Below are 17,976 nucleotides of genomic sequence, written 5' to 3' on the forward strand. Positions count from 1 at the left end.
CTTAAAAAACTATTTTGTACTGTTATCGGGAACTGTATTTTCAAGAACCTGAGGAACTGGACTTTCTACTTCAGGATTTGTGGACTGTTTCTGTTCCTGCGAAGAATTCGAAGTGCCTCCTAGCTGTTCAAGAATAGAAGGGGAAGACTCACCATCTGATGATGGGACTGATCCTGAGTCTTTATTGGTAGAATTCTGCTCTGAATTAACCGGTATACGCTTTAAAATATCAGAACTAGAATTTGATATATTACTCACCACGGTAAGTCCAATAGATACAACAAAAAAACAACAGGCTAAAATAGCAGTCAAACGTGTTAAAGGGTTTCGAGATCCACGAGTTTTCATCAACCCTGAGCTATTACTCACACCTAACCCACCACCTTCTGAAGGTTGAATTAATATAATACCAACCAAAGTAATCACAATCAAAAAATGAATAACTATAAGTACTGTTTGCATAAACCCTGCTCTTTAAATAACTCTTTAATAGCTATTTACACATAAATAACGCACAATCCAAGGGGAAACTCAAATTTCTCTGCTATAGTTTACGACAAACATCGCAAATAGTTAAAAAATCAATCGCTTTTAAGCTTGCTCCACCTATCAAAGCACCATTAACATGAGCAATGCTTAAAAGCTCAAATGCATTGGATGGCTTTACGGATCCACCATAAAGCAAACGTATCTTATTGCCTTCATCACCAAAACGAGAGCGCACCCTATCACGAATGAAATGATGTACTTTTGCAATATCTTCTGGAGTCGCTGTGTTGCCGGTGCCTATCGCCCAAACTGGTTCATAAGCGATAATGGTATTCTCTGCTGTTGCATCATCTGGGAGAGATTCTTCAAGCTGCTGCGTGAGAATATCCAGTACTTTATTATTATTACGCTCCTCCAATGTTTCACCAATACATACAAGAGCCACAAGACCTGCTCGCCACGCAGCTTGCACTTTGGCACAGACAATCGCATCATTTTCCTGGTACACTGTACGACGTTCTGAATGCCCAATAATAACATGACTTGCTCCCGCTTCTTTAAGCATAAAAGCTGAAATATCTCCAGTATAAGGACCATGATCATCAAAGTGACAATTTTGTCCTCCCAAAAGGAGATTTTCACCATTCAGCGTATTAGAAGCACGCGATAAAAGCGTTGCTGGAACACAAATAAGCGCCTCAAAAAGATGACCTAGATCAGAGCTAACGCCTGTAGCAATAGCACGCAACTCTCCAAGCGATTCACTCGTTCCATTCATTTTCCAATTTCCAGCAAGAAAAGGCCGAATATTTTGAGACATATTTTCACCTCAAGAGCTTTTACAATACATTGTTTATCTGTAGTTACCAAATTATAAAATGAAAGCAAGTCTTTAAAGCTTGCATCTTTCATCTCTTTATTGCAAATTCCATTACAGCTTTGATAATAACTCACATTAAAAATGGACTTGAACAATGCTTGACATCATAAGAAATGCTACAAATTCTTGGATTTTTAGAATTTTCCTTGCTATTTTACTCTTATGCTTCATTCTTTTATGGGGGGTACCGCAGTTACACAAAAAAAGTGAAAGAGATCTTATTACTTCTGGAAAGTCCACAGTAACTGTCGATGATTATCGTCTTGCACTCGCCGATCAAAGCGCACGTTTAGCATATGCTGCTCATCTTGGACGAATGTTTACAACAAATGAAATGCAGCAATACCAAATTCCTGCTTTTGTATTTAATCAATTACAACAAAATGTACTGCTTGATGAACAAGCACGTAAAATGAAAATAAGTCTTTCAAAAGATACAATAGCTCATACGATTGGTTCTGATAAAATGTTCCAAGTAAATGGCACTTTTGATAAAAACTTGTTTTATAACTATCTTCAGCATTTACGTATTAGTGAAAGTGCTTTTCTTAATTATTACACCAAACAAGAAAAGCGTAATCAGCTTATTGCTGCTTTACTTTCTGATATGAAGGCACCAAATCTCTTTTATAAAGCACTTGCTCTTTATCAGGGAGAAATGCGTATTGCTGATTATCTCGTTATTGATCTAAAAGAAAAGGAAACAATTGCTGATCCTGATTACGAAACATTACAAAAATGGTTTGAAACACATCAAAGTCAATTTCGTGCTCCAGAATACCGTACTGTCTCTTTGCTATCTATGGAACTTAATGATTTTGTAAAACCTAAAGATATCTCAACAGATGAGGCGAAAGCCTATTATACACAAAATGCTTCACGTTTTGTAACGCCTGAAAAGCGTACATTCGAAGAACTGCGATTCCCCTCACGCGAAGAAGCCGATAATGCAGCAAAAAAAATAGCTGACGGATTGAGTTTTGATGAACTGGTAAAAGCTGAAAAAAAGACTCTTAATGACATAAAAAAAGGTCCTCTCGCAGAAAATGAACTTCCTAATCATCTGACATCTGAAATTTTTGAACTTCAACAAGGCCAAGTCAGTCCTGTGATGAATGACTTACAGGGACCTGTTCTCATTCGCGTTACGCATATTGAACCTTCAAGCTCTCTTCCTTTTGAAAGTGTAGAAGAAAATATTCGCCAAACACTTGCCAAAAATCGTGCTACTGATGATATCCGTAACAATTATGCTGCCATTGAAAATGCTCGTTTTGAGGGAGCTTCTCTCAAAGAGTTAGCTGACCAATACAAGTTATCTTTGCGCACAATTACTATTGATAAAACGGGAAAAACGCTTGAAGGTGCAATACTCACGGATTTACCTCAAAAAGATATTTTACTGAATGCCATCTATCAATCAAACGAAGGAGTCGATCTTGATCCTCTCTCTTTTCAAAATGGTGGATATCTCTGGTACAAGGTCGATAAAATTATTCCTGCCCGCGATAAGACACTTGAAGAGGCTAAGCTAGATGTTCTTTCTCAATGGAAAAATGAGGAAATCCAACGTCTTCTTGATGAAAAAGCCCAAAATGCTCTCAAACAGCTCACGGAAGGAAAAAGTCTTGTTGCTCTTGCTCATACCCTTGGTGTTACAAAACAAACAACACCCGCCCTCCGGCGTCAAGACTCATCTGAAATCCTTGGCGTTGAAGGGATTAAAGCATTATTTGCTGCTCCCAAAGGTCATTATGGCATCATAAAAGGTCCGGTTGCAACAAACCGTATCATTTATCAAATAAAGACTGTAATCATGCCTAAAGATATCACGTCTCATACTCTTTCAACTGAGGTCCGCGCCAATATAGATATGATGATAAGAGAAGATCTCAAGCTAGAAATGCTACAAGTTGCCAATAAAGAACATCCTTTGGAAATTAATAGCACAAATTATAATCAGATCTTTAACGCTCTCCAATAAAAAGATTGTGCATAATTTTAAGAACTTATTGATAAAGTTTTCATCAGCTCTTCGTCTATAGTTGAAGAGGTAAGACGGATTTCTTGTCTGCATATCTTAGGATCAGCGTTTGTATAATGATTCATTTTCTCGCAAAACAGTGCATGTATGGATTTGCGAGAAAATAGTCAATGGAATGTAGAATCGTTTTTGCAATGCATTAAAAAACATTATCCATCCAAAGGTCGTAAAGGTTGCCGCCCATTAAGCTATAAATATCATCCCTATCGTCATTCATTCATAGCTCATTATATTGCTACTCTTAATATTCATTCATAGGGAGCGTATTGCTTCTTCCTTAAATGATTTCATTTACACATCCAACTTATAATAGATAAAAAAACTATTTTTAAAATTCATTATAAAAATGGAGAAATCTTTTTCTATTCAAGACTCTCATTCAATATGAGAAAAAACGTATTATCATTATAAATCAATATATTCATCAATCATAACAATCATCAATTATGATGTTATAATTTCTCAAAAATAAGAGTTTTTTATAGACTTATAGACTGCTAAGATAACTTCTCTCATAAAATAGAAATTTCATTTCATTTGCAAATGAGATACAATCAATACATTCAGAGTACTTAAAAGTTCTTCTTCAAACAAACCAATGTATTAAGATTTATCTCATGTTTTTCTTTCTCTGCATCTCACCCATCCAATACACTGAATAAAACATATTACTGATGAAGAAATACAGCGTATTTTCAAGATCATAAAATTTCTTATTCTTTTGCGTTCATAACAACCAAAACATCAACATTTTTTATAACAAAAAAATGGTTTGGAATCACAATAGCTCCTTTTATCTTCATATGAAAAAATCAGTCTACATGTTACGCATTCCAACGTAGTAATATTTTTTTACAATATCTTTGGAAAATTGCCGCTTATTGCTGCCCTTGTTATCAACCAATAGCGATACATCAATGGCAAAGTTGCACTCTCTTGAAAAATTGCTGCCCCCAGCTGTATAGCTTTTTGAAGAGAAGCTGGTACAATGACCAATGGAAGAAAAGCTGGCTTAAGAACTCTAGGTAAAGTACAAGAATACTCGTAAAATTGGGTATAATGATCGCGCGATAATGCTACCATAGCTTCAACAATACAACCCTTTTGTTGATCGCTGAGACGATGAGATTCCAAATCTTCCCTATTCACTCCTACAGCCTTTAATATATCAGTGGGTAAATAATATTGATATCGTGATTGCATGAATGATAAAAGACGCAATACACCGCTTAATCCTTGAGAAATCCCTCCATGTTCATAGATATCTGTAAACTCTTGTGCAGTTTCAGGATCTAATATCTGACAAGAAAGCTGTAAAATTATGCCTGCTGTCTCACCACAATAATGCTCTAGATCATGAAGTGTTTCTATTGGATTGTGATAAAGATCTAAAATTTGCGCATCACAATAACGTAAAAAAGCTGTCTTAGGTAAATTAAAAAGAGTGATTGCTTTTAATAAATCATTCAAAATCGGATTGTTTCCACTCGTTTGCATTTCACCATGAGCAATAGCATCATACCACCAACGTAACCGTATTTCTCCTATGAGTGGGTCATGTACACTTTCGCGGATACGAGAAACTTCAGCATTAAATACATAAAGAGCAGCCAATGCTTGGCGCTTTTTTTTAGGTGCAAATAAAACCGATATATAGCGATCACGATCTATGGTACGTAAAATATCAAGACAATAAGGAAGAGAGCCTATCATTCTATGAACCTATTAACGTCCCTTTTTTAGCAATTAAATTAATACCCTCTTTTTATTCATATTAAAAAATGAAGGATAAGCAAATACAGTTCAGAAAATAAGATTTTTAAATGTGTCTCTTAACTGTATTATGAATTAAAATTTCTTTTCTAATCCCTTTTCGTTTTAGAAAGAAAAAAATTAAATAAATAATTTTTCTGATAAAACTTATCTTATCGGACTTCAAGTTTTCATTTGCAATAAAAAAGCTAAAAACCAATCGTAACATGCATAGTAAAACTTGAACAACAAGCAACGCAAAACACTTTTTCAGTGGATAGATGACAATGTTATTTTATAAAAAATGCACTGATCACAAAAACTTCATCAATCATTGACCTCCTCCCCATCCTAAAAGACAAAGGTTCTTACCAACACCAATTTGTAAAAAATCCAATTGCTCTCGGTGCGTTTCTGTTACTATAAACGCATTGATTTATAATGATAATTTTGTGTTTTGTATATTAAATTAGAATCCCAAATATCGTAGATATGCTTTCATTTCAAACCAATTCCATGTTACATCAATAAAAACTATTCCCTTGCACGTCATAAGCGGAACTGGCTTGTAGGTAAAAACTGTATAAGAAAGAATTAAAATGCCTCTTATGAACTATCTTAAGTCCCAAGAGCTGATCACTCATGTGATTCATTAGGAACTATGAGCAAACTTTGTCCTGAATACTTGCTGCTGTATTTAAAAAACACTTAATGTGTTAAGTTATGTATATTCTATACCCTTATATCACCGCCTTAAACGACAGTATTTTACAGCGCAGAAAATAATCACACAAGTCTTTCATGCTAGACCAGAGCCTTTGTTTTATTAAACAATACTCTATTCTACCGCAAATAATAACGCCGCAACAGCGCGATCTTCAGCCAATAAAACATTAAATGTACGCACCGCCGCTCCCGTACTCATTGTATCTGATGAAATACGTTTTTCCCATAAAAGCACCCGTAACTCTTCAGGTAATCGTAATAATTCAATTCCAGTACCTATTAATAAAACTTCGATTTCAGAAGCTTCTTCTAAAATACGAGATATATCCCTTTGAGTGGGAACAGGCCCTGCCATCTCAATGCCATAAATACCTGATGGTACACAAATAATAGAACCTCTATGAGACATATCAGCAAAACGAAACCCACCATTTCCATAAGCATCAATAGGTGCGCGACTTGGAAAATGTGCTTCACGAATTTGAATTGCATCGAACATGAATATGCACCTTTTATTTTTGAATAATCCAATTGTCTTTGCTTCTTCTCACCATAAAAATTAAAGTAAGGCTGATATAAACATTGATATGTTAAACATAGCCTAGTATTGAAGTGAAAATTTTTATATAATGCCCTAATCTTCTCATACAACAAATATATGAAAATTTTGGAATAAACCGCAGTAAAATGCTATACCTGCTTAAATAAATCTATCTTTTAAAAAGTTTCCTCAGCTTATTTACTCACAAATTGCTTTTTATAAACACAATGATCTTGTTTAAAAAACAGAAAAAAATTGCGTAACATTCTATAAATAAAACAACTATTTTAATAATCTAAAGAAAACAAAAACTCCATTTTCTGTAGCCACTATAAAAGCCTCTTTTTCAATGAAATTGTCTTGATCTTGCCAAGCTTTTTATAAAAATGCTTAAAAAATGTAATAAACTGCCATTACACCTTAAGATGCATTTTCCTTTGATACAGCTTTTTTCTCTTCAGAGATACTCATATCTTCTTTCGTTGTCTTTTTAGATTTAGACTTTTGTGGTGTTTTTGCTTTAGCATTAAGTTTTGACTTTTTTTCTGCAATCGGCTCACCTTTAACGCGCACATCAGCTAATGTTGAGCGAATAACACGAATATTCATACTCTCACCAATTTCAACCTCTAATTCACCACTCTCATCGTGAACCTTCGTAACCTTGCCGATAATACCACCACCCGTTATAACTGTATCACCACGACGTACTGCATTAAGCATTTCTTGGCGTTTTTTCATTTGGGCACGCTGTGGACGAATGATAAAAAAATACATAATTGCAAAAAGTAAAATGAATGGGACAGCGTTAGCAAATGAAATTCCACCGGAAACATCGCCTGCAACTTGAGCATAAGCGTTCGTAATAAACATTTTTATCTCCTATAGTTAAACCTCAGGTATTTCCCACTCTATTAAAATGAAATTCCGATACAGAAAAAATTCCTAAAGAATTTATCATAAAAAGCAATAACTACATAATCTAATCACAGCTTTACAAAAATACAATAAATCCTTAAGAGGCAGAATACCAAAATACAATGAGAAAAATCTTAAAAAATAGATTCACTTTCCCCTATTGTATATCCTACAATACAAATCTTTTCACTAACTCAATAAATTATACAAGATAATTTTTCTAATGAACAAACTTAATTTATATAGATAATTTATCGTTTTTGATATCAAATGACAGATCTAAATACAATAAAACGATCTCATTTCAAACCTTCTGAATTAATCAAAACGATTTTCTTGCACGTCACACATATGAAACGAGCCTGTCGATAAAAACTTTTTAAGAAAGGCGTGAAATATCTTTTTTCATGCTTCTCTCAAATGCAAGAGCAATTGGAATACTCAAAGCTGACAAACAGTATGATACTATTGTCTTACACTTTCATAAATACAAAGATGGTAATATCTAACGACCCAACGAACTACTCTCCTGAAACCAATGATTTTTTGCTGCTATGTTATTGATTTAAGAAAATCAATTGTTTTTCATGAATTTTCTATAAACTGTAAGACTATTCAAATGTCAAAGTTATCAATAAATTAGTTTTCTAAATATTTAAGGGGATCAACAGGTAATGAATTCTTACGCATCTCAAAATAGACACGTGGCGTTTTAACATTTCCTGAAACACCAGATTTAGCAATCTCATCACCGCGCCTTATCCTTTGTCCTTTGTTAACAACAAGCTTACTATTACATCCATAAATAGTGATAATATCATTTTCATGTCGAATCATCACAACATTACCAAGCTCTTTTAATCCATCTCCCGCGTAAATAACCACACCATTTTCTGCCGCCTTTACCGAAGACCCTTCAGGCACTGCAATATCTATTCCTCGATTCATTACTGTTCCCTTTTTTTGACCGAACTGGCTTAATAAACGCCCTCGTACTGGCCAACGCATCTTAGAAATTCCTGTGGCTTGCGGAGTCGTCATATTATCTGTATTCGTAACAGTACTTGACAAACCAGTCTCATGTTTCAATTGCGTCATCTGTTTAGAAAAATTTTTCTCAGAACTTGATTTGTTCATCTTTGCAGAGGGTGGCGTTGTTACAGGAGCTTTATATATAGGAGAGGACTTCTTGTTTTTTATAGAGGACATCACTTGAGATTGGGATGCAGATTCTGTTGTTGACACTGCCCAATCGTTATTATTGTGTGCATTTGAAGATGCTAATGTACGCCTGCTTGGAACAACCAGTACCTGACCAATATAAATGGAATTGCTGTTTATACCATTTGCTAATTTTAATGCCTCAACACTAACCCCTACTTGTCGTGCAATACTGAGCAGTGTATCTCCACTCTGGACAATATAAGAATTCCGCCGAAAAATAGGAGATTTATCCATTTGTGAACGAGAAAGTGTTCCAAGATTACGTGGAGGGGAGCCCATAACGCGACCATCAGAAGAAGTTATCCTATCTTGATGTGGAAAATTATAGGGGGAATTATCATCTCCCCACGAATCATCGCTTGATTCCACAGGTGGCAATTCAGTGCTTTGTATCATACCACTACCGTATGATAGCATTCGCGGGTCTGTATACATAGTGCTTGATATATTTGATTGAGATGATACCGTACGATGAGAGAACGTATTGGAAAAACGCTGTGTACCAGAACTACAACCAGCAACAATAGTTACCACCGCTAACAAAGTTATTCTCTGAAAATTATGCTGGAAAATATTATCCAAAGCTTTTAGACACATCGTTTTGCTCACTCATCAATAATCAACTCACTCCATTAAAGCTTTTTTAAATTACCGAAGAGTTAAAATGAGATGTTTTATTCATAAATATCTTTATATAAGATCAAAATGAACTTAACGTAGACAATTTGCAGAAACTTCTTAGCTTGTAAAAATTAAAGTATCTCCGCAATGCCTTTAATAAAAGGTTGGTAACGCACTTGGAACAGTTCTAAACACTCAAATCGACTACCAATTTTTGTATAGCGCGTCACCGTTTGTACCCCTTCGTCAGGTCCTATCGCCTGAATGAGAATTCCATTTTCAGCTAAAAGTTCTAAAAATTCCTTTGGTTCATCAAAACGTGATGGCCAAATAAGAATGCGATCAAATGATCCTAAGCCTGTCACGCTATGACTTCCATCAATCTGCCGTATAACAATATTTTCAATTCCTAAAGTTTGAAATTTTTGGCGTGCTAAATCAACAAGCGTTTTATAACGATCAATCGTTGTCACACGGTCACTCAGACATGCCATAAGAGCAGTACAAAAACCAGATCCTGTACCAATTTCTAAGACACGATGCCTTTTTTTCAACGATAATGCCGAAAGAATTAAGAGTTGTTCTTCCAAACGTTCCATATATTCACCACACTCAAGGGGAATAACTTTATTATCATAAGCACTATTGAACCAAGGAGCAGCAACAAACTGTTGACGCGGAATTTTCTCTAATGCCGAAAAAAATCGCACGTCATCAATGCCTTTGCTACGCATTTTCAGTACAAGAGCGGCTAACTCCTCACGAAATTGTAAAATACCCTTTTGCCCCATAGTATCATTCAATCTCCAATGGAGGTACACTTTTATCATACTGACAAACTGCTTCTTTTAAAATGGCAAAAACTTGCGTCTGTGTATCATCACCTCTTGGCAATAAACGCATATTGTCTCTCCTTTCGTAAAATTAAGCAGTAATACAGCGCATGCCTCCCATATAAGGTTGTAAAACATCTGGAATAATAATTGATCCATCAGCCTGTTGATAATTTTCAAGTACAGCAATAAGACAACGTCCAACAGCCGTACCAGAACCATTAAGGCTATGAACAAAATGCAATTTTTTATCGCCGTCTTTACGATAGCGCGCATTCATACGACGACCTTGAAAATCTCCACAAACTGAACAGCTAGAAATTTCACGATAACATTCTTGACCAGGAAGCCAAACCTCGATGTCATAGGTTTTACGCGCTGCAAACCCCATATCACCCGTAGAAAGAACCACTGTGCGAAAAGGCAAACCAAGCCGTTTTAATATATCTTCTGCACATTCCGTCATACGTTCCAATTCAATTAAAGACTGCTCTTCACTGGTAATCGAGACCATTTCAACTTTCCAAAATTGATGCTGACGCAACATACCGCGCGTATCACGACCGGCTGCTCCCGCCTCTGAACGAAAACAGGGAGATAAAGAAGAAAATCGCAGTGGTAAATCTGATATTTCAAAAATTTCATCGTTGACCAAATTGGTTAATGGCACTTCTGCTGTGGAAATAAGCCATCGACCATCTGTTGTACGAAAAAGGTCTTCAGCAAATTTCGGTAATTGTGCTGCTCCGTAAACAATCTCATCACGAACAAGAAGAGGTACTGAGACTTCTGTGTAACCATTCTCATTGACATGCACATCAAGCATAAATTGGCCTAATGCTCGTTCTAGCCGTGCTAACGCCCCTGAAAGTACTGTAAAACGTGTTCCAGACAAACGACTAGCTCGTTCAAAATTCATCTGTTTGAGATCTTGACCAAGATCAAAATGTTCCTTTGGTGTAAAATTAAATATTGGAGGTGTACCAAAATGTCGAATGACGACATTATCACTTTCATCTTTACCTTCTGGAACATCATCTAATGGAATATTTGGAAGTGCTGAAAGAATTTTCTCAAGACTCTCCGTCAGCTGTTTTTCTTCCACTGTTGCAGAGGAAAGAAAAGCTTTAATCTCTTCAACTTCAGCTCTAAGACGTTCAGCCATTTGCTGATCCGATACCGCTAAAGCCTGTCCTATTTCCTTTGAAACAGCATTGCGACGTTCCTGCGCCAATTGCACCTTAGCAATATGCGACCGACGTGCAAGATCAAGTTGTATTAACCTTTCAGCTTGTGGCTCAAGACCTCTACTTACGAGTGCTTTATCTAATTTCTCAGGATTGTCACGAATCCACTTAATATCAAGCATAAAAATTCCTCATTTATATTGTTTTTATTCATTCCTTATCGCATAAGATTATACACTTTTCTTAAGCGGATTTTCTTCTCTTTTCTATACTGTAAGCAATTAAAATTGAAATCTCGTAAAGTGCTATCGTTGGTAAAGCCACTGCAAACATCGTAAAAAAATCCGACGGCGTTATGATTGCCGCAATAATAAAAGAGAGCAAAATAGCCCATTTTCGTTTAGACACCAAATCATGAGACGTTAAAAATCCAATTTTTGTTAAAAGACTGATGACAAGAGGTAATTGAAAAATCAAACCAAAAATTAGGATAAATGATGTCATAAAGCCCAAATAATCAGAAATACGCACTATAAACTCTATTTTTAAATGAACATCTGGAAGAAATTGTTGAGAAAGGCTAAACCATAGTATTATTGGCGCTAATAGACCATAAACAAACGCTCCCCCAATACAAAATAAAATAGGCCCCCCAATGAGAAATGGTAAAAAAGCCATCCGCTCATTTTTATAAAGCCCTGGTGCAATAAAACTATAAAACTGAAAAGCCGTATAGGGAAAAGATAAAATAATTCCCCCAAAAGCAGAAAGCTTCATCTTCGTTAAAAAAGTTTCCCATACTTGCGTTGATTGCAAACGAATACCCTCAGGATTACCCCCTGCTATTTTCATTGCCCACTGATATGGCCATAGTAAAAAATTTAAGATATAATCTTTAACAAGAAAACACATCATAAAAGCGATCATAAATGCAACCAAGGCAGCAATAATTCGCTGACGAAGTTCAATTAAATGTTCTAAAAGTGGTGCCATATGGGCATCAACTTCATCTTTCTTAGCATTCATGACATATCTTCTTTATCTTTATCTTTAGGGGAAACAAAAATGTTTTCAGAATGATGAGAAGCTATAGAAACTGTTATATCTTTCTTGATTACGTTTTGATCACATTCCAAAATTTCTTTACCTTTTTTTGATTTATGATGTGTTTCCTTAACATCCCAATTATCGTGGATATCCTCTAATATATTTTGAGTGGGATCAAAAGTTTCTGCCAACTTCTTGCTTGAATCGCTAATATCCGAACATACTTTTTGCAAATCATCGCGCTCGATTTGTTTTATTACATCATCAAACTGATGACGAAGTTCATTTGCTGTTGAATACACATACGCTCTTATCTTTGCTACTGTCTTTAATATTTTAGGTAAATCTTTTGGTCCAACGACAATGATGAGAACAAGTAAGATTACGATAAACTCTGGTCCGTCAATCCCAAACATCTCTTAATTCGACTTTCTCATCAAAAAATATTGCACAATGATGATTGCGTTTTTGTTACTGTTTTTTAGCAACAGATGTTTTGCTTTTTTTAGAAGCAGAAGAAACCTTTCTGCGCGCTGTTGCATGTTTTACCGATAACGGTTGAGATTGTTGAGATTCTACATCAATCATTTGGGAAGTAGGAGCCATTTCAACTTTATCCTCAATGCCGTCATCTTCTTCTTTCATATTTTTTTTGAAGGCTTTAATTCCTTTAGCAACATCGCCCATTAATTCAGAAATTTTACCGCGACCGAAAAGCACAAAGATAATCAATAAAATTATAATTAAATGCGTTGGTGAAAAAATATTACCCATTATTCTCTCTAACTTTATGCTTTTAAATTTGATTTCATTTATCCATGCTTCCTCTGAAGAATGTATCAAATATAATATCTTACTTATATATTTTCTTCTTAACTTAAAAGCAATTACACGCTTTTATTGCAAAAAGAACTTTTTATCCTCTCATCCTTTTTTAGCGTATTATAACACAAACCATTCAAAAATGATAAACCACTTCATACAAAGTTCAAAACACTTAAAAACTTTTCTAAAATAACTTCATCTGATCTCTTAGGTTACTCATCTTCCTGTAAATACTATAGCCAATGTCTTTCCTTTTAAACAATGCTTTACATATCATTACAAACATTTCCGCCAAATTATCCTTTACTGATAAAAATCATAACATGCTGTAAAACATTTTACGTATTCAATTAAAAAAATCAGAAAGAAAAATCTCTAAAAAACTTTCTTAACACATCATCAGTCTCTTCAAAAACGATCATCTTACGCACAACATTTATTCTTTGCGTTGGGGTGGAAATTTTATCATCCATTATTCCATATACAATACGAAATATGAGCCATCATAGCATTCAATTAAATATCTGGCGTGTAAATAAAACTATTAGCGGAAAGAGTAAAAATGTACTTTATGAACCAACTCAAGTGCCAAGAGGTATGGCAATACTGCTAAAAAATAAAAAAGGTACCAGCTTGTGCCTTTATTCAGTAAAATACCTCCATATAACCAGCTCTCTAAACCACTGTATGCTCTAACTATTACAAGTCTCCGGATTCTGGGCATGCGTTCTCATAATATCATGTGTTTAACCTATCTCAGTATTGAAAACAGAATGGGCATGAATAGAAAATTACATTCAATCAAAAGCATGGTATCGAAGCATAATCCATATAAAAAGAATTTCTTATCCTAGCCTTTTTTATAAGATTACCTCATAAAGTCGCTCGATAATACAGTGTTAGAGATAGATAAACCTATTTACTTTAGTTTAAAATTCCTCATTTTGATTGAGATAGCTTGCAGAGCACATATCAATTTTCAAAAGTTTTATTTTAGCATCATACACAATAACCTAGCTATTTAGCGTGTATAATGTAAAGCTTTGGCTCCGCTTAAAGCAATGAAATTCATTCACACTTTTACAAAAATCTATCACTATAACACCAGCACTTTATTGCTCTATCCATAATTTTACGCTTGCTAAAAAACTTATAAATGTAACAATGTTTTTATCAACCATTTGAAATTCTTTAATCTTTAAACAAGCAAATTGATGAATGAATTTGAAAGATACCCTTCAATTTTTCAACAAACTTCACTAATATTCTCGTTAATTGAGTTTTTTTATAGTTTTCCTGAAAGAGTCCGCGGTCATAAAAAAATTCTCTTACAACATAAATATCTCTATTGAAATGTTTTGTCTCTTCTTGTCTATCTTTCATATAAAAAAATTAAAATTTTAACGATTAATCTCATAGTATAAAAATAGCCTTGTGAATAAATGCTCTAATGACATTAATATTTTTTCTGTAGTGTATAATTTGGGAGTGAGGGTATTGTTTGATTTCTACAAGAGTATTTTTATGGATATCAATTCTATTATTCTATGCTAATAATCCGGTACAGTTATACATATGATAGAGTTTACTCCATGAATTATCGGCATATTTATCATGCTGGCAATTTTGCTGATGTTTTTAAACACATTATTGTCACTCGCATTGTAGAATATCTCAAACGCAAAGAAAAAGCTTTTCGCGTTATAGATACGCATGCTGGAATCGGTATTTATGACCTTTCTTCTTTAGAAGCACATAAAACAGGAGAGTGGCGCGAAGGTGTCCAACGACTTTTTTCAACTCCTATCCCAGAAGATTTAAGAACACTCCTTTGTCCATGGTGTGATATCATTGATGCCCTCAATAAAGGGGAAAAAGAAATTGTATTTTATCCTGGATCTCCTGTTCTTATTCGTCAATTATTACGGAAACAAGATCGCCTCACCGCAATAGAATTGCACAATGAAGATTATCATATTTTAGCAAAAAACTTTGCAGGAGATTATCAAACAAAAGTTCTGCATTTAGATGGTTGGCTTTCCTTAAATGCTCATGTACCACCAAAAGAAAAACGTGGTTTTATCCTTGTTGACCCTCCCTTTGAAAAAGCTGGAGAGTTTTCCCGCCTTATTGATGGATTAACGAAAGCCTATCGTCGCTTTTCTGGAGGAATCTACGCTTTATGGTATCCTGTTAAATATGACAAAGAAATTGAAAGTTTTCTTCACGCGCTTTATCAAACCGGAATTCCTAAGATTCTACAGCTTGAAATGCGTATCCGAAAAAATTCAAGTCCACCGACAATGAATGGAAGTGGTATGATTATTATTAACCCTCCCTACCTTTTGGAAGAAGAAATGAAAAAACTCAGCCCCTTTCTTATCAACCGTCTTGGACAAGATGAAAATGCCAAAATAACGCATAAGTGGCTTCAAAAAGAACATCTATTATTTTAGATCTTTCTCTAATATTTTTCCTAAATCAAATATCATGTTGTAAAATACAAAGGCATTAAATGATAAAGTTCTTTGATTCTTTGGATAATATCAACATATTATAATGGTAAGCTAATAACGATCAGCGTGAATTATTTTTTTTAGAAAGCCTATCCTCTTAATCATCATGGATTTCTTATTTCAATCATTTTAATGGATAAATTGGGCAAATTCATAAAGCTGTCTTAGAATAACAACTCTCATATTTTTTATGAAAGATCGGCTCTCTAAAATCACACTCTTATGTTATAAGATATTATTTATAGAAAAAAATATAAAGACATAAATAATCATTATTTAACAAAAAAGAATATTTCATATATTAAACAAACAACATATTCGTAATAAACGGAATGGTCCTGAAAAATAATACAAATTGTCCGCAAAATGAACGGGAAAATCTTTCTTTTCTCTCTAATATTACATGGCATAATGCTAATCAAAGCAATGAGAAAAATCAATTCCAAGGTATCAAGTTCATACAAGAGTTTGTTAGACACCTTCCGCATAAGCCAGGGGTTTACCGGATGATTGGTGAAAATGGTGATATTCTTTATGTTGGCAAAGCCCGTAATCTCAAAAAACGTGTTTCAAGCTATACACGTGAACAAGGACACAATAATCGTATTACCCGCATGATTCGTGCAACATATCATATGGAATTTATTGTCACCCATACAGAAACAGAAGCACTCCTTTTAGAAGCCAATCTCATCAAAAGATTGCATCCACATTTTAATGTACTCCTACGTGATGATAAAAGTTTTCCTTATATTATGATTACAGATGATCATCAAGTGCCTGCACTTTACAAACATCGTGGTGCTCGAACACGAAAAGCTCACTATTTTGGTCCTTTTGCTTCTGCTGGTGCAGTGACACAAACAGTTCATATTTTACAACGCGCCTTTTTATTACGAACCTGTACTGATTCAGTTTTTGAAAACCGTACACGCCCCTGTTTGCTTTATCAAATTAAGCGATGTTCTGCACCTTGTACTCATGAAATTAGTGACAGTGATTATAAAGAACTGGTGAAAGGAGCAAAAGCGTTCCTTTCGGGAAAAGATCAATCTATTAAAAACGATATGGTTCAAGCTATGCATAAAGCCGCAGAAAATCTTGATTTTGAACAAGCAGCTTCCTATCGTGACCGCTTATCAGCCCTTTCTCACATACAAAGCCATCAAAGTATTAATCCTCAAACGATAAAAGAAGCGGATGTATTTGCAATTGCGCAAAAAGAAGGAATGACCTGTATTCAAGTGTTCTTTTTTCGCATGGGGCAAAATTGGGGAAACCGTGCCTATTTTCCTAAAGCAGATCCCTCTTTTTCCCGCACTGAAATTTTAGCGAGTTTTCTTGCCCAATTTTACGATGATAAACCACTTCCTAAAAGCATCCTTTTATCTGAAGAAATTGAAGAAAAGACACTTCTTACAGAGGCATTTAGTCTTAAAGCAAATCACAAAGTGTCCCTCTCTTTACCTAAACAAGGTGAACGAAAAACTCTTGTTAATCGTGCCTATCTCAATGCTCATGAAGCACTTGAACATAAGCTTTCTGAAACAGCCACCCATACAAAATTGCTTCAAGGTCTTGCTAAAACATTCCAACTACCTTTTCCTCCACGCCGGATAGAAGTCTATGACAATTCTCATATCATGGGAACAAATGCTGTAGGAGCTATGATTGTTGCTGGTCAAATGGGATTTATTAAAAATCAATATCGAAAATTCAACATTCGCTCAACAGATATCACGCCTGGCGATGATTTTGGCATGATGAAAGAAGTGATTAAACGAAGATTTTCACGCCTTATCAAAGAGTATGATCTGCCAAATAGAAGTCATGACATAAAAGATGATGATCTTTTTCCCATTTGGCCTGACCTTATCTTAATCGATGGTGGTGAAGGACAAATCAACAGCGTACATGCAATACTTGCTGAATTACAATTAAATGATCTCTTCACAGTTGTTGGAATCGCCAAAGGTGTTGACCGTCATGCGGGACGTGAACGATTTTTTATAAAAGGTATTCCCCCCTTTACACTTCCTCCACGTGATCCTATCCTCTATTTTTTGCAACGTCTGCGTGATGAAGCACACCGTTTTGCGATTGGAACTCATAGGATAAAACGAAAAAAAGCAACATTCAAAAACCCACTTGATGAAATCGAAAATATCGGTCCGACAAGAAAGCGTGCATTGCTTCATCATTTTGGAAGTGCCAAAGCTGTTGCTAGTGCCTCATTTGAAGATTTAAAAAAAGTTACGGGAATCTCTATGACAATTGCACAAAAAATTTATAACCATTTTCATGAAAAATAGGCTTGTTTCATAACCTTCGCCTTGTTACGTTTAGGAAATATATTCTCTTTCAAAAGAATTA

General features: G+C 34.9%; 14 protein-coding genes. 3 read left to right on the forward strand and 11 right to left on the reverse strand.

The features are described from left to right. Window positions 1–9: 9 nt before the first annotated feature. Together secG and tpiA are read right to left on the reverse strand one after the other, a co-directional pair. Window positions 10–462 (reverse strand): preprotein translocase subunit SecG, encoded by a 453-nt coding sequence (gene secG, locus ACFINM_RS02095; protein WP_375638112.1) that lies wholly within the window; start codon window positions 460–462, stop codon window positions 10–12. A gap of 82 nt (window positions 463–544) precedes the next feature. Continuing rightward, entirely contained in the window at window positions 545–1,309 is a 765-nt protein-coding gene (tpiA, locus tag ACFINM_RS02100; protein WP_375612907.1) for a triose-phosphate isomerase, read from the reverse strand. Window positions 1,310–1,463: 154 nt separating this feature from the next. Between tpiA and ACFINM_RS02105 the strand changes: the two genes are divergently transcribed. Next, window positions 1,464–3,353 carry a peptidyl-prolyl cis-trans isomerase gene (locus tag ACFINM_RS02105; RefSeq protein WP_375640074.1) on the forward strand — a complete coding sequence of 630 codons (1,890 nt, stop codon included), beginning with the start codon at window positions 1,464–1,466 and terminating at the stop codon, window positions 3,351–3,353. Window positions 3,354–4,265: 912 nt separating this feature from the next. Here the strand turns inward: ACFINM_RS02105 and ACFINM_RS02110 are convergent. The 9 genes from ACFINM_RS02110 to tatA all read right to left on the reverse strand — a co-directional run bounded on the left by ACFINM_RS02110 (window position 4,266) and on the right by tatA (window position 13,036). Next, entirely contained in the window at window positions 4,266–5,126 is an 861-nt protein-coding gene (locus ACFINM_RS02110) for a phytoene/squalene synthase family protein (protein WP_375611260.1), read from the reverse strand. 877 nt (window positions 5,127–6,003) lie between these two features. Beyond that, window positions 6,004–6,390 (reverse strand): Mth938-like domain-containing protein, encoded by a 387-nt coding sequence (locus ACFINM_RS02115; protein ID WP_375611259.1) that lies wholly within the window; start codon window positions 6,388–6,390, stop codon window positions 6,004–6,006. Between the two features lie 462 nt (window positions 6,391–6,852). Then, window positions 6,853–7,305 (reverse strand): preprotein translocase subunit YajC, encoded by a 453-nt coding sequence (gene yajC, locus ACFINM_RS02120; RefSeq protein WP_375640077.1) that lies wholly within the window; start codon window positions 7,303–7,305, stop codon window positions 6,853–6,855. 684 nt (window positions 7,306–7,989) lie between these two features. After that, entirely contained in the window at window positions 7,990–9,171 is a 1,182-nt protein-coding gene (locus ACFINM_RS02125) for a peptidoglycan DD-metalloendopeptidase family protein (protein WP_375640082.1), read from the reverse strand. A 155-nt stretch (window positions 9,172–9,326) separates the two neighbouring features. Continuing rightward, window positions 9,327–9,986, reverse strand: coding sequence for a protein-L-isoaspartate(D-aspartate) O-methyltransferase (locus tag ACFINM_RS02130; protein WP_273791164.1), 660 nt, complete (start codon window positions 9,984–9,986; stop codon window positions 9,327–9,329). 133 nt (window positions 9,987–10,119) lie between these two features. Then, window positions 10,120–11,397: a serine--tRNA ligase gene (gene serS / locus ACFINM_RS02135; protein WP_375620754.1), complete on the reverse strand. Its 1,278-nt coding sequence runs from the start codon at window positions 11,395–11,397 to the stop codon at window positions 10,120–10,122. Between the two features lie 61 nt (window positions 11,398–11,458). Then, window positions 11,459–12,241: a twin-arginine translocase subunit TatC gene (gene tatC / locus ACFINM_RS02140; RefSeq protein WP_375640086.1), complete on the reverse strand. Its 783-nt coding sequence runs from the start codon at window positions 12,239–12,241 to the stop codon at window positions 11,459–11,461. Next, window positions 12,238–12,678: a twin-arginine translocase subunit TatB gene (locus tag ACFINM_RS02145; protein ID WP_375640090.1), complete on the reverse strand. Its 441-nt coding sequence runs from the start codon at window positions 12,676–12,678 to the stop codon at window positions 12,238–12,240. The genes tatC and ACFINM_RS02145 overlap by 4 nt, the downstream gene beginning before the upstream one ends. A 55-nt stretch (window positions 12,679–12,733) precedes the next feature. Then, a complete protein-coding gene (gene tatA, locus ACFINM_RS02150; RefSeq protein WP_375640094.1) occupies window positions 12,734–13,036 on the reverse strand; it encodes a twin-arginine translocase TatA/TatE family subunit in 303 nt (100 codons plus the stop codon). A gap of 1,643 nt (window positions 13,037–14,679) precedes the next feature. Between tatA and ACFINM_RS02155 the strand changes: the two genes are divergently transcribed. After that, window positions 14,680–15,543, forward strand: a complete 864-nt coding sequence (locus tag ACFINM_RS02155) for a 23S rRNA (adenine(2030)-N(6))-methyltransferase RlmJ (protein WP_375611253.1) — start codon at window positions 14,680–14,682, stop codon at window positions 15,541–15,543. Between the two features lie 392 nt (window positions 15,544–15,935). Then, window positions 15,936–17,915: an excinuclease ABC subunit UvrC gene (gene uvrC, locus ACFINM_RS02160; RefSeq protein ID WP_375630189.1), complete on the forward strand. Its 1,980-nt coding sequence runs from the start codon at window positions 15,936–15,938 to the stop codon at window positions 17,913–17,915. Window positions 17,916–17,976 lie beyond the last annotated feature (61 nt).

This window comes from Bartonella sp. AA168HLJHH (genome assembly GCF_042197365.1).
Classification (GTDB): domain Bacteria; phylum Pseudomonadota; class Alphaproteobacteria; order Rhizobiales; family Rhizobiaceae; genus Bartonella.

What these genes read in the sequence shown, in the direction of transcription:
- ACFINM_RS02110 (WP_375611260.1), bottom strand. Translation starts at nt 5,126, where the DNA reads ATGATAGGCTCTCTTCCTTATTGTCTTGATATTTTACGTACCATAGAT.
- ACFINM_RS02125 (WP_375640082.1), bottom strand. Translation starts at nt 9,171, where the DNA reads ATGTGTCTAAAAGCTTTGGATAATATTTTCCAGCATAATTTTCAGAGA.
- secG (WP_375638112.1), bottom strand. Translation starts at nt 462, where the DNA reads ATGCAAACAGTACTTATAGTTATTCATTTTTTGATTGTGATTACTTTG.
- uvrC (WP_375630189.1), top strand. Translation starts at nt 15,936, where the DNA reads ATGGTCCTGAAAAATAATACAAATTGTCCGCAAAATGAACGGGAAAAT.
- tatC (WP_375640086.1), bottom strand. Translation starts at nt 12,241, where the DNA reads ATGAATGCTAAGAAAGATGAAGTTGATGCCCATATGGCACCACTTTTA.
- ACFINM_RS02115 (WP_375611259.1), bottom strand. Translation starts at nt 6,390, where the DNA reads ATGTTCGATGCAATTCAAATTCGTGAAGCACATTTTCCAAGTCGCGCA.
- yajC (WP_375640077.1), bottom strand. Translation starts at nt 7,305, where the DNA reads ATGTTTATTACGAACGCTTATGCTCAAGTTGCAGGCGATGTTTCCGGT.
- ACFINM_RS02105 (WP_375640074.1), top strand. Translation starts at nt 1,464, where the DNA reads ATGCTTGACATCATAAGAAATGCTACAAATTCTTGGATTTTTAGAATT.
- tatA (WP_375640094.1), bottom strand. Translation starts at nt 13,036, where the DNA reads ATGGGTAATATTTTTTCACCAACGCATTTAATTATAATTTTATTGATT.
- ACFINM_RS02155 (WP_375611253.1), top strand. Translation starts at nt 14,680, where the DNA reads ATGAATTATCGGCATATTTATCATGCTGGCAATTTTGCTGATGTTTTT.
- serS (WP_375620754.1), bottom strand. Translation starts at nt 11,397, where the DNA reads ATGCTTGATATTAAGTGGATTCGTGACAATCCTGAGAAATTAGATAAA.
- ACFINM_RS02130 (WP_273791164.1), bottom strand. Translation starts at nt 9,986, where the DNA reads ATGGGGCAAAAGGGTATTTTACAATTTCGTGAGGAGTTAGCCGCTCTT.
- tpiA (WP_375612907.1), bottom strand. Translation starts at nt 1,309, where the DNA reads ATGTCTCAAAATATTCGGCCTTTTCTTGCTGGAAATTGGAAAATGAAT.
- ACFINM_RS02145 (WP_375640090.1), bottom strand. Translation starts at nt 12,678, where the DNA reads ATGTTTGGGATTGACGGACCAGAGTTTATCGTAATCTTACTTGTTCTC.